This window comes from Enterobacter sp. RHBSTW-00318 (assembly GCF_014101375.1).
GTDB classification, from domain to species: Bacteria; Pseudomonadota; Gammaproteobacteria; order Enterobacterales; family Enterobacteriaceae; genus Enterobacter; species Enterobacter ludwigii.
Map to the genome: position 1 here is coordinate 368,000 of NZ_JABXQH010000001.1, position 12,005 is coordinate 380,004.

12 protein-coding genes are annotated in these 12,005 nt (G+C 52.4%); 4 read left to right on the top strand and 8 right to left on the bottom strand.

The genetic code is table 11. The features are described from left to right. Positions 1-705: 705 nt before the first annotated feature. The gene (locus HV157_RS01880; protein WP_182268584.1) at positions 706-2,325 is read right to left on the bottom strand and encodes a mechanosensitive ion channel domain-containing protein; all 1,620 of its coding nucleotides are present in this window, start codon (positions 2,323-2,325) and stop codon (positions 706-708) included. A gap of 226 nt (positions 2,326-2,551) precedes the next feature. Here HV157_RS01880 and HV157_RS01885 point away from each other — a divergent pair, with 226 nt between their 5' ends. Beyond that, positions 2,552-2,914, top strand: a complete 363-nt coding sequence (locus tag HV157_RS01885) for a DUF4406 domain-containing protein (RefSeq protein ID WP_182268583.1) — start codon at positions 2,552-2,554, stop codon at positions 2,912-2,914. A gap of 60 nt (positions 2,915-2,974) precedes the next feature. Here HV157_RS01885 and HV157_RS01890 read toward each other — a convergent pair whose 3' ends face one another. Beyond that, positions 2,975-3,748: a DeoR/GlpR family DNA-binding transcription regulator gene (locus HV157_RS01890; protein WP_182268582.1), complete on the bottom strand. Its 774-nt coding sequence runs from the start codon at positions 3,746-3,748 to the stop codon at positions 2,975-2,977. Between the two features lie 86 nt (positions 3,749-3,834). On the opposite strand from HV157_RS01890, the gene HV157_RS01895 reads away from it, so the two are divergent. Together HV157_RS01895 and tam are read left to right on the top strand one after the other, a co-directional pair. Beyond that, entirely contained in the window at positions 3,835-4,419 is a 585-nt protein-coding gene (locus HV157_RS01895; RefSeq protein WP_182268581.1) for an NUDIX domain-containing protein, read from the top strand. An 82-nt stretch (positions 4,420-4,501) separates the two neighbouring features. Then, positions 4,502-5,260 carry a trans-aconitate 2-methyltransferase gene (tam, locus tag HV157_RS01900; RefSeq protein ID WP_020884139.1) on the top strand — a complete coding sequence of 253 codons (759 nt, stop codon included), beginning with the start codon at positions 4,502-4,504 and terminating at the stop codon, positions 5,258-5,260. Between the two features lie 6 nt (positions 5,261-5,266). Here the strand turns inward: tam and HV157_RS01905 are convergent, their stop codons facing one another. The 5 genes from HV157_RS01905 to HV157_RS01925 form a co-directional block, all read right to left on the bottom strand. After that, positions 5,267-6,457 carry a cytochrome c biogenesis protein/redoxin gene (locus HV157_RS01905; RefSeq protein ID WP_182268580.1) on the bottom strand — a complete coding sequence of 397 codons (1,191 nt, stop codon included), beginning with the start codon at positions 6,455-6,457 and terminating at the stop codon, positions 5,267-5,269. Positions 6,458-6,594: 137 nt separating this feature from the next. After that, a complete protein-coding gene (locus HV157_RS01910) occupies positions 6,595-7,893 on the bottom strand; it encodes an ATP-binding protein (RefSeq protein WP_025204192.1) in 1,299 nt (432 codons plus the stop codon). Further along, positions 7,890-8,630, bottom strand: coding sequence for a response regulator (locus HV157_RS01915; RefSeq protein ID WP_025204193.1), 741 nt, complete (start codon positions 8,628-8,630; stop codon positions 7,890-7,892). Before HV157_RS01915 ends, HV157_RS01910 begins: the two co-directional genes overlap by 4 nt. A gap of 44 nt (positions 8,631-8,674) precedes the next feature. Further along, positions 8,675-9,670 (bottom strand): alpha/beta hydrolase, encoded by a 996-nt coding sequence (locus HV157_RS01920; RefSeq protein WP_040017481.1) that lies wholly within the window; start codon positions 9,668-9,670, stop codon positions 8,675-8,677. Between the two features lie 145 nt (positions 9,671-9,815). Next, positions 9,816-10,256, bottom strand: a complete 441-nt coding sequence (locus HV157_RS01925) for a GNAT family N-acetyltransferase (RefSeq protein WP_047356495.1) — start codon at positions 10,254-10,256, stop codon at positions 9,816-9,818. 143 nt (positions 10,257-10,399) lie between these two features. On the opposite strand from HV157_RS01925, the gene HV157_RS01930 reads away from it, so the two are divergent. Beyond that, positions 10,400-10,948, top strand: a complete 549-nt coding sequence (locus HV157_RS01930; protein ID WP_182268579.1) for a GNAT family N-acetyltransferase — start codon at positions 10,400-10,402, stop codon at positions 10,946-10,948. Here HV157_RS01930 and HV157_RS01935 read toward each other — a convergent pair. Continuing rightward, entirely contained in the window at positions 10,936-11,850 is a 915-nt protein-coding gene (locus tag HV157_RS01935; protein WP_032681009.1) for a bestrophin family protein, read from the bottom strand. The two genes, HV157_RS01930 and HV157_RS01935, sit on opposite strands and share 13 nt — an antisense overlap. Positions 11,851-12,005: the final 155 nt, after the last annotated feature.

The following is a 12,005-nucleotide window of genomic DNA, read 5'->3' on the forward strand; positions in this document are numbered from 1 at the left end:
CCAGATTCATATATCTATAGTTGAGATACTTAAGGAATCGGCCAACGTTTCTGACGTGGTTACCATAGGTGGACTTGTTGGTTCTGGAGAGTGCAGAATGTAAAAAACCGGTAGAGATTATGTCGGTCTCGTCACTCAGGTGCTGCTTCCCGAGCAGGTAAGTAAAGAAGCCATCAAGCTCCCTGATAAAACAGGAGATATTGTAGCCAGACCGATAGAAATCGTAGTCAAATGTTCGTTTGTGCTTCTTAAAGTAATAGACGTAAAAAAAACGCAGCGAACACAGAATGTTTTCTTGAGTCCCCAGATGTTTCTTGCTCAGTTCATTCATTCCATAAATTGTGGCGAACATGACCGGTAGGGTAGTCACATCATCAACTATGAGATGAGTTCTCTGGTTGTTCCTCGATAAATGTAAGATGGAATATGCCATGAACTTAGCGGATGCCCCGTAATTTTTGCGTTATGAAGCCATCGTAAGTCCACAACTAAACTTTGGCAACTGACTGATTCATCTGTAAGTTCCTGAAAGAGAGGAACTCATGAACTTAAGAACAAACCCACCATATTTAACATAATATACATTATGCGCACTTACATGGATTAAGGCAGAATCTGGCTTTTTGTGGTCATCCTTGTTCTGGTGTTTGACAGCCTCTAATGCACCTTATCTGCTCCGAATCCTCTAAACCTGCATAGCCATCTTCACTCACGCTGTTTATTCTCTGGCTTCTCTGCCGGCGCTGCATACCAGTTATCTTCCGTCACGACGACCGCGCCTTCTGGTTGCATCACAAAGTTTGGCGACATGATTTGTACATTAAACTCGTTAAAGACATCCTGAATATTGCTGTGCAGTTCATTGCGGGCCTCCGCCAGTGATTGCCCGGCACGCAGCTTCACCTGAAGTTCATAAGCAATATACCAGTCCATCAAACTCAATTGTCTTACCAGCGGCTGTTGTGACTGATCGATACATTTCGCCCGTCTGGCGGCAATCTCCAGCATGGCATGAACTTGCCGCCATGGCGTGTCGTATCCGATAGTGACACCTGTCGTCAGGTTCACGCCACCATCTGGATTTTGCGCGCTGAGATTAGTGATTTTGCCGCTAACTACGACAGCATTCGGTACGGTTACAACGTAATTCTCCCGCGTAATGATTTTCGTCGCGAGCATACCTATCTCGGTAACTAACCCTTCGTTATCCGCGACCCGAATGATGTCGCCTTTTCTCAAGGCTCTCGAGTAAATCAGTACCAGGCCACTCATGGCATGGTTCATCACCCCGGCAGATCCCAGGGTCAACATTAGCCCAAAGAACACACTGATACCTTTAAAGGCCAGTGAATTGGCCCCGGGTAAAAACGGGTATGCCGCGGACAGAGCAAATAACCACACCACTACAGAAATTAACTTCCGCGTCGCGCCGACGGTTTCAGGATGGATCCCGGGAAGGTGTAAACGCCCTGCTTCTACCTGATTTAACAAGACTTTAAGGAGTTTTAGAATGAAGGCTGTGATAAGAAAAATAATCAGGACGATCAAAATGCCCGGCATAGCCGAGACAATGGACAGTGCGATATCCCGCAGAACACGCATGGTCCAGTCACCCAGCGATGACCCCCAAACGCGCGTCCAGGGAAACAGACTGAATGACCAACTTAGCCAGATATAAAGCCCGAGAATACCCAGAATAATCATCAGCAAAGCATACAAACGAGTCTCAATCGCGCCGACAAACCTGCGCCAGCTTTGTGGAATGATACTGCGGTTCTCAAGAATGCGGCCTCGGTAAAAACGCCTTACTCCACGCCATGACCGCCAGGCACCGTACCAGAAAACAAACAGTGCCAGCAGCCCTGCGGCCGTTTTGCCTGCCGATAATGCCAGCCACCCGGCGTCATATTGATCGCGAAGCGCCGTACGTTGTGCCTCCATTCGGGTCAGCACACGTTGAGCTGCCTCATCAAGCGTCAGGTCGTCGCCCTCATCGAGATCGGCTTGTGCCAGTAACATCACCGGCTTGCCGTTCATCACAATCATTCTTCCCGGTTGGTTGTAACGGGTAACCGGAATAATTTTCAGGGGCTCCCGAACATCCTGTTGAGAGAAATTGCGCAGCGTATTACGAATGCGCAAAACTCGCTCTTCAGGCGTGGTCAGACCGAATTTTGCCTGCAGCATAACAATCGGCTGATGGAAAATATAAACCGTTCTGGCGCGCTCCCGATCTGTCGGCTCCTGGCGCGGCTCTGCGGCTACGCTGAGCAAGGAGATTACCGAGAGCAAGCATGACACTGTAACGAGCAGGATCCTCTTCATTTCCACCCCCTGAAACGCAAGATTATTGTTATTTTTCAATACGCCCAGAGAATGGTTGATCTCTGCTTTTTGAGCATAGACCAGCTCTACTCTTCTGCAACTGTCTTAAAAAAACCATAATGCACAATATTGCTTGAAATTGCACGAAACTGGCGATTAATATGAAGCCAGAAACAAAAGACGCACAAACGTGCAAACTCATGCATTTTTACTTACTGAGGTTGATATGACACAACAGTTGATTTTAATCGCCGGCCCCTATCGTAGCGGCACCGATGGCGTGCAGGCGTGTATTGATGAAAACCTTGCTCGTCTTGAAAATGCGGCGTTAGCCGTCTATCAACGTGGCCACGTTCCGGTTATTGGCGAATGGCTGGCCTTACCGTTGGCAAAAGCGGCTGGCTCGAAATCGATGGGTGATGAAATCAGTGAAGCAATGTTGTATCCCGTCGCGCACCGGCTCATTGCAAAATGTGATGCTCTCTACCGGATTGCCGGCGCGTCCAAAGGGGCCGATATGGACATAGAGGTGGCGCAAACGCTGGGGCTTAAGATTTACACTGCGCTTGAGGATATCCCTCAGGTTTGATGTTGCCTGCCAGCCTGTCGGCTTACCGACAGGCCGGATCATAAAGGCTTTTCGCGTGGGTTATGCCTTTTCCGGTTCAGAGGTCATCACCACGGAAACCCCCTTTTCTTTTACCGCGTTAATCCAGGCGCTATCGGTATCGTCTTCAACGACAATCGTGTTCACCAGCGACAGATCGCCAATCACAAAAGATGACGCGGTATTGATTTTTTCGGGGGAAGCCAGCACAACCGTTTCGGCGGCTCTGCCGGAAAATGCACGTTTGATACTCGCCTCTTCAAAATCACCGGTCGTCAGGCCCGCATCAGGATGGATGCCGGTCACTCCCATAAAGAACAGGTCCGCATGGATTTTTTCGATGCCTTCGATAGCAGCCGCGCCGACCGCAACAATAGAGTGTTTATACAGACGGCCACCGATCAGGATAACCTCAATGGAGGGATGTTCGACAAGTCCCAGCGCAATGCCTGGGCTGTGCGTGACCACGGTTATCTTCAAATCAGGAGGCAGAAACGTAATCAGCTCTGACGTGGTCGTGCCGCCGTCAATGATCACCACCTGGCCCTCAGAAATCAGCTGCGCACCTTTACGGGCGACATTTTTCTTGGCATCCATCTTTACCGATTTACGCTCAGCAAACGGGGCAATGGCCGAGGATGACGGCAGCGCCCCGCCGTGAACACGCTGTAAACGCCCTTCTGCCGCCAGCTCGCGTAAATCGCGCCGAATGGTGTCTTCAGACACCGCGAAAAGCGTGCTGAGCGCTTTCGACTGGACCTGACCTTCAGTCTCGAGCTTTTCAAGGATCAATTGTTTTCGCTGCGTTGTGAGCATAAGGAATTCCTGATATTGCACGTTTAATCTTGAAACTGCACGACAATGCTGTTTATGATAATTACTCTACGTAAGGAGGAACAAACGTGCAATCAAAACGTGCAGATGTACGCATCATAGAAAGTGAAACACTGTCTGATAACTGGTACATCCTGAAAAAATTTACCTTTGATCTGCAGCGACGCGATGGCGAATGGCAGCGGCAAAATCGCGAAGTTTACGACCGGGGAAACGGAGCCACCATCCTGCTTTATAACCGGGATAAAAAGACGGTGATCCTGACCCGGCAGTTCCGCTTCCCTGTCTTTATTAACGGGCACGAAGATGACCTTATTGAAGCTGCTGCGGGCTTGCTCGATAACATGGATCCGGAAAGCCGGATTAAAGCAGAAGCGGAAGAAGAGACCGGCTATAGCGTTTCCCGCGTTGAGAAAATTTTTGAAGCTTACATGAGCCCGGGCTCCGTCACTGAAAAACTCTATTTTTATCTCGCCGAATACCAGCCGAAAGACAGAACCAGTGAAGGGGGTGGACTCAAAGCGGAGGGTGAGGATATTGACGTACTGGAAATGACGCTGGAAGAGACACTGCGCGGCATTGAAACGGGCAGGATTGTCGACGGGAAAACCATCATGCTGCTTTATCATGTTGCCCTGAAAGGCATTCTGTAATTGCCGCAGGACAGACACCTGCCGCAGTGCAGGTGTCTGCGTGTGCTATTCTTGCTGAAGCATGCACAACGGAGATGCAAAGATGGCCGACTGGAACCCTTCCCTGTACCTGCGATACGGAGCCGAACGTACGCGCCCCGCCGCTGAATTGCTCGCCAGAATTCCCCTGGATGACGTGTCATCCATCGTCGATCTGGGCTGCGGGCCTGGAAACAGTACGGCGCTGTTAAAACATCGCTGGCCTTCAGCGCACGTCACAGGGGTCGATAACTCACCTGCGATGCTCGACGAAGCCCGCAGCGCCTTACCGGATTGCCACTTTGTTGAGGCCGATATCCGCCAGTTTAAGCCCGGCCAGCCGCTGAGCCTGATTTACGCCAATGCCTCGTTGCAGTGGGTGCCCGACCACTACGATCTCCTGCCGCACCTGGTCTCTCTGCTCACGTTAAATGGCGTATTGGCCATTCAGATGCCTGACAACTGGCTTGAGCCCACTCATGTGGCGATGCGTGAAGTTGCCTGGGAACAAGGCTATCCCGACCGGGGGCGTGAAGCCTTACCCGGCGTGCATGCCTATTACGACATTCTGACAGACGCCGGTTGTGATGTGGATATCTGGCGGACAACCTATTTCCATAAAATGAGCTCACACCAGGCCATTATTGACTGGGTAAGCGCAACCGGTTTACGTCCGTGGCTGCAGGAGCTTAATGAGAGCGAGCAGAAACGTTTTCTCAAACGCTACCATGAAATGCTGGAAGAGCAGTATCCGCTCCAGGAAAACGGGCAGATACTGCTGGCTTTTCCACGGTTGTTTATCATTGCTCAACGTCAGCCCTGAGCAACGTTATGAGCGGGCCTCTTTAAGCAGCTGCTGGATAACTTTTTCCTGTTCTTCATAGTTACCTTCGCCAAAAGAGGTATAACGTAACTGCCCTTTGGCATCGAAATAGTAATGTGCCGGCCAGTACTGGTTCCCGAAGGCGTTCCAGATCTGGTAGTTATTATCCGTCACGACCCGATACGGCAGTTGCCATTTGTTCACCGCGTTTTTCACCGACGAGAGCGGTTTTTCCCACGGATATTCAGGCGTATGCACGCCGATGACCACCAGACCCTGGGACTGATATCGTGTGGCCCAGTCGCGGACATGCGGGAGCGTATGCTGGCAGTTGATGCAGTCCCAGGTCCAGAAATCAATCAGGACGACTTTACCTCGCAATGATTCAGACGTGACAGGGTCACCATTAATCCACCCGGTTCCGCCACTTAACGAAGGCAACTGACTGCTGGGTTCGGTCATGACGACCGGCTGCAGTTTTACTGGCGCAGTGGCGGGCTTCGCCAGGGTTAACAGCGTCGTTTCAAGACGGTCTGCCACCCCATTTGCACCTTTCAGCACCGAGTTCATCCCCGTGGCGTTGAACGCCACAGCCGCTAACATCACCACGCCCGCCCCCTTGCGCATCCTTTCCATCAGCGCTGATTTGGCTCGCAGCGGTGCCATCAGTTTCCGACCGCCGGCCATAAGCAGGCCCAGCATAAGCGCACATCCGCTGCCATACGCCGCCAACAGCGCGCCGGTGGTGATGGCCGAATGACCCGCAATATTGATACTGAAAATAGCCCCGAGGATCGGTCCGGCACAGGGAGACCAGAGCAGACCGACGGCAAGTCCGGCCAGGAAAGCGGAAAACATTCCGCGCGTTTGTCCGCTGCGGGTATTGAGGATATTGCCCGCGCTGACCGCAGGCCCGGCTATGCGCTGGGCGAAGGACGGGAAAATTAAGGCCAGCGCGGCTGTAGCCAGAATAATGAGTGCCAGCCAGCGCCCTATTATCGTGGCATCCGTGATCCATTCACTGGCAACCGTGACAACCATCGCCACCACGGTAAACATCACGATCATCCCTGCCAGCAGAGCCAGGATATGTCTTCGCTGCCCCTGAAAACCGGCAAACAGAAGAGGTATCACCGGGAGCGTACATGGACTGAACAGGCTTATCATCCCGCCCAGAAACGCGATTATCAAAAACATAAAAACCTCACATTACAGATGGCCTGCGACGCTGCAGTGAGGGTATTTCATCGGACGGATGTGTTTGGGATGTGTGCAAAACGGGACGATTTGTCTGCTCTCGTATCGGTCACGCAACCGGATACAAAACCGTACAATTAGCGACGCGGCAGCGTTACCGTGACCTTCAGCCCGCCTTCAGGAAGATTTGCCAGCCGCAGTTTCCCGTCAAGCTGCGCGGTCAGCTGCGCGGCAATCGCCAGCCCCAGGCCGGTTCCGCCGGTATCACGGTTACGCGATGTTTCTACCCGATAAAAAGGCTGTAATACCGCGTCGAGTTCAGCCTCGGGTATCCCCGGCCCGCCGTCCAGAATATGGATAGCAATGTGTCCGGCAGAAGAATCATCAATCTCAATAACGGCATAGCCACCAAACTTAAGCGCGTTATCCAGGAGGTTGGTCATCACCCGGCGAAGCGCCTGCGGCCGAGTCACTATCGGCAGGCGGGCGTCGTTTGCCTGAAACTGCACGTTTTTACCAATGTCCTGATAATCACAGGCAATACTGTTTACCCAGGCATTGAGCTCCAGCTTTAGCGAGGTCTCTTCCAGGGATTCTGATGACCGGGCATAGGCAATCCCCTCCCGCACCAGACGGGTCATGTTATCGAGGTCGTTCAATAACTTGTCGCGTAACTCGGGTTGATCGGCCATCTCGACGCGCAATTTCATGCGCGTGATGGGCGTCTGCAGGTCGTGAGAAATGGATGCCAGGATCTGCGCGCGTTCGCGAAGATAGGATTGAATGCGCGCCTGCATCGCGTTAAAGGCATGCGCGGCTCTTTGCACTTCTACCGGCCCCTTCTCCGTCATTGGTGTGTTTGCCGCCGGGTCCAGCGCGTCAACTGCACGGGTAAACTGAGAAAAAGGCCGAATCACCTGACGCACGGCGATCCAGGCACAGGCCGCAAGCAGCAGCAGCTGCAATACCAGCACGACAGGTAACCAGCTGGCGACCGGCGGCATGCGTGGTGTCAGATCGATGGTCAACGGTGCGCCATCCCGTAAGGTGAGATGCGCCTGAATATGGGAAATGGGACCGGGAACGGCGGTAAACGTGAGCGGGTAGTCAGCCGTAAGGGTCTCTTTTAGCGTTCGAATGGCATCGCGTGAACGCTTATCCTCAGGCGGTGCGCCCGGTTCTCCAGGCCCAAGAATATAGCGATAGTTACCGCGCTCCAGCCGCGGCAGCCAGGCCGCCCGCTCCTGGGCGGGAAGCCGGTCAAGAATGGCCACGCTAGTGGCTACATCGTTTTCCAGATTACCCAGCATTACGGTGCGGGCGCTGTGCATGCGTTCAACCATCACCAGCGTCAGGCTGAGAGTATTGGCCAGTAAGAGTCCAGCCAGCACGATGACCAACAGCCGGGACAGCAACGAGCGTGGCCAAAGCGTCATTCATTGGCCTCTTTTATGGTCACCGGCATTGTAAAGACATAACCTTCACTGCGCACAGTCTTGATATAGGCCGGCGTGCGGGCGTCTTCATTCAGACGCTGACGCACCCGGCTCACCAGCAGATCAATCGATCGTTCAAAAAGCTCGGCATCGCGCCCCTGGGTCAAATTTAGCAGTTGATCCCGGGTCAGGACGCGCTGAGGGTGATCGAGGAACACGCGCAGCAGACGATATTCCGCCCCGCTGAGCGCCACCACCATCCCTTCACTGTCGATTAAATGACGGGCCACGGTGTCCAGTTGCCATTCTCCGAACGTGACCAGTCGTCCGGCTTCCGTCACCTGTAAATTAGGGGGCATTGTGCGGAAACGACGTAAAATGGCTTTGATCCGCGCGAGTAACTCGCGTGCAACAAAAGGCTTCACGACATAATCGTCTGCCCCCATCTCCAGCCCCAGGATCCGGTCTGTTTCCTCGTTACGCGCCGTGAGCATCAGAATGGGCAAGTCTTTATGTTTACCGCTTCGGAGCTGACGACACAGCGTTAATCCGTCATCGCCGGGCATCATGACATCCAGCACCACAAGATCGATATGCTGTTTATCAAGCACAACTCGCATCTCTTTGCCATTTGCCGCGCCAGAGGCGCGATATCCGGACTTAACGAGGTAATCGACAATCAGCTCACGAATATCCCTGTCGTCATCGACGACAAGGATATGATCAATATGCTCCACAGAAATCTCCAGACTGAAGGGTAACGTATTGAAAATAGCACATTTCAGAGTTTATCTGCGTCCACAACTGCGTTGACGAAATCCTGCGGATCTTCCTGTGGTGGGTTGTGACCTACGGTTTTGCCAAAGGTACGGTGTTCATACTTGCCGGTGAACTTCCCGGCGTAGGCCTGTGGAGCAGGATGCGGCGCCCCGTTGTTTCCGCCTTCAATGGTGATCGTCGGGACGGTAATATTCGGAAGCGTTGCCAGTTTTTGCTCATAACTGTCGTATTTGCGCTCCCCTTTTTCCAGCCCTAAACGCCAGCGATAGTTACTGAGCGTCACCGCGACATGGTCCGGGTTATCAAGGGATTTGGCACTGGCGTTAAACGTTGCATCGCTAAATTTCCAGTCAGGTGATGCCTGCGACCAGATCAAACGGGCGAAGTCATGGGTGTTTTTGGCGTAGCCTTCAGCGCCACGTTCGGTGGCGAAATAGAACTGATACCACCACTGAACTTCTGCTTTCGGCGGTAAGGGTTGTTTGCCAATCTGCTGGCTGCTGATCAGGTATCCACTGACGGAGACCAGCGATTTAACGCGTTCTGGCCACAGCGCCGCGACGATGTCCGCCGTACGGGCACCCCAGTCGTATCCTGCAAAAACGGCCTGCTTGATGTTCAGGGCATCCATCAGGTTCACAACGTCTTTCGCCATGGCCGAAGGCTGGCCGTTACGCGGCGTTTTGTCTGAGAGGAAACGGGTAGTTCCGTAGCCACGCAGAGAAGGCACAATCACCCGATATCCTTTGGCAGCCAGTGCGGGAGCAACTTGCGCATAACTATGAATATCGTAGGGCCAGCCGTGTAATAAAATGATCGGTTGACCATTTTTCGGGCCGATGTCGACATAACCGACGTTAAGGTCGCCGGCGTTAATCTGCTGAGGATGATCAAACGCCGTCGTGAAATCAGTACCGGTTGCTTCGGCCTGACAGGACATGACGGTACCAAGAGAAACGGTTAACGCCAGAGTTGAGTATGCGAGTTTGCTGAACATGTTGTTATCTCCGATTGAGTACGATTCACGGGGATATAACAACATCGGTTTGTATAGCGGATATGTGCGAATGGGCCTTTATTGCAAGCCTGTGTATGTATCAGAGGCGTTGGTACAATGTGATACAAACACAGGTCATTGCGTCTTAAAGCGAGACGCGATAACGAACGTAATCGTCGGCTTCGCCATATTGGTCGTAGAGTTTACGTGCTGGGTTGTTCTGCCGCGTGACCCAGTAAAGTTTCGACCACCCTTCGCGCTTGCCTTCGTCCATCAGGGCGTCAATGAGCGCTTTTCCGGTCCCTGCTCCCCGTTGGCTGGCTGCAACAAACAGGTCTTCCAGATAACAAACGGGCGCTGTCGACCAGGTTCCTTCGTGCAAAATACACATGGCGAAGCCGATGACGCTGCCGTCGCTTTCCGCAACCCGGCAAAACATCGATGATCGCTCGTCGAGCGCCCTTTGCCATGTCGCGGCGGTCACGGACTCATCGAGGACACAGTCATAAAAATGGGTGTAGCCGTCCCACAGCGGACGCCACTGGGAATAATCTTCTGCGCGTAAAGCTCTTACCGTAACAGCCATATATTCCTCATATTACAAATCGAAAGCCTTTTAAAAGCAGTTATTGGTAGTAAAGAATTCCAGCACACCGAAAAAGAATGTGATAGAGATGAAAATATCAGAAGGTGAACAAAAACATAACGCTTAAACAGGGAGAACCACGGATGACAATACCGACGCTAACGACAGACCGCCTGTTACTCATTCCCCTGGTCGCGGAAGATGCCGTCCAGATACAGCGGCTTTATCCACGCTGGGAAATCGTTCGCTATATGGTCTCCTCAGTGCCCTGGCCCTACCCGGATAACGGCGCGGAGTATTATGTTAATAACGTTGCGCTGCCGGATATGGAAAAAGGCATTGCCTGGTTCTGGAGTATTCGACGTCGCGAGGTGCCGGATGAGCTGATGGGGATTATCTGCCTGTACGATATTGAAGATAATAACCGTGGGTTCTGGCTGGCGCCGGAGTTTCAGGGTAAGGGATACATGCGTGAGGCCAGTATTGCGGCGACGGATTATTGGTTTAACACCCTGAACAAGCCGGTGTTGCGTGCGCCAAAAGCGGCTGCTAACAGCCGCTCCCGTCGTATTTCAGACAGTAGCGGCATGCGGCTTATCAGGACAGAAAAGAAAGCGTACGTCAGCGGCATACTGGACTCCGAACTGTGGGAAATCACCCGTGACGAATGGAATGCCCGTCAGGTCAGTTGATAATATTTATCCGGTAACAGTCTTTCGGGGATCTCTTCTTCATCGTTCATCTGCAACAGGTCACGTTCCATCATGTTGCAGATGGCGTCCAGCGGCAGGTCGTTATCTTCGGTACCAAACGGGTCTTCCAGCTCTTCCGCCAGCGTATCCAGCGAGATAAAGGTGTAAGAAATCAGCGCCGACACGAAAGGCGTCATGTAGTGCAGATCGACGACCAGCGCGAACGGCAGCATGATGCAGAACAGATACACCGTACGATGAAGGATCAGCGTGTAAGCAAACGGTACGGGTGTCGTCAAAATACGCTCGCAACCCGACAGGACGATGGACATGTCGTTCAGCCGGTTGTTGAGACTGTGGAACAGGATATCTGAGAGCTCGCCATTGCGACGCCTGACGGCAAGCCACTCCCCCATGATCAGTAAAATACGGTTCGCCGGCGAGTTGGCGTTCATCACCTTGCGTAAATCATCTTCCGTAAGATAACGGGAAAGTTGTTCGGCGTTCGTTTCCCGGCGCAGGGTCATGCGCAAACAGTTGGCAAAGGCAATCTGCAGGCGGACAAACTCGCCAAGATGTTTATCGTCCGGCAAGGTGTTTTTTACCTCGCGAAACAGAGAGCGTGCCGCTATCATCAGTTGCCCCCAAAGCTGGCGCGCCTCAACGTAGCGGGAATAGCAGGCGTTGTTTCGGAAACCGAGAAAGATAGCGATCGCCACACCGAGAATGCTAAATGGCGCAACGGTAAATTTGATGCCAAGGGACGTGTACCACGGCAGCATTAGGATCACGGCGATAGAAAGCAAAAAGTTGAGTAGCAAGCGGGTATAGATTTTAGGCAGTACCGAGCCATGCCAGACAAAGATGAGTTGTAACCAGTGCTGTTTAGGACGAACAATCATAGTGAGTTTCAGGAAAGAAAAAGAGCGTGGCTATTAAACGTGATCCCCCTCACGGTTGCAAGCATGTTAATAAAACATTGAATTTTCTGACCTGGCTAGCCTAAACCGCACGGTGCCAGAGGTGTTTTTTAAAAACAGAGCAAATAGTATGTTGT

Coding starts and splice junctions, on each gene's coding strand:
- HV157_RS01880 (WP_182268584.1), bottom strand. CDS start 2,325: ATGAAGAGGATCCTGCTCGTTACAGTGTCATGCTTGCTCTCGGTAATC.
- HV157_RS01885 (WP_182268583.1), top strand. CDS start 2,552: ATGACACAACAGTTGATTTTAATCGCCGGCCCCTATCGTAGCGGCACC.
- HV157_RS01890 (WP_182268582.1), bottom strand. CDS start 3,748: ATGCTCACAACGCAGCGAAAACAATTGATCCTTGAAAAGCTCGAGACT.
- tam (WP_020884139.1), top strand. CDS start 4,502: ATGGCCGACTGGAACCCTTCCCTGTACCTGCGATACGGAGCCGAACGT.
- HV157_RS01905 (WP_182268580.1), bottom strand. CDS start 6,457: ATGTTTTTGATAATCGCGTTTCTGGGCGGGATGATAAGCCTGTTCAGT.
- HV157_RS01910 (WP_025204192.1), bottom strand. CDS start 7,893: ATGACGCTTTGGCCACGCTCGTTGCTGTCCCGGCTGTTGGTCATCGTG.
- HV157_RS01920 (WP_040017481.1), bottom strand. CDS start 9,670: ATGTTCAGCAAACTCGCATACTCAACTCTGGCGTTAACCGTTTCTCTT.
- HV157_RS01925 (WP_047356495.1), bottom strand. CDS start 10,256: ATGGCTGTTACGGTAAGAGCTTTACGCGCAGAAGATTATTCCCAGTGG.
- HV157_RS01930 (WP_182268579.1), top strand. CDS start 10,400: ATGACAATACCGACGCTAACGACAGACCGCCTGTTACTCATTCCCCTG.
- HV157_RS01935 (WP_032681009.1), bottom strand. CDS start 11,850: ATGATTGTTCGTCCTAAACAGCACTGGTTACAACTCATCTTTGTCTGG.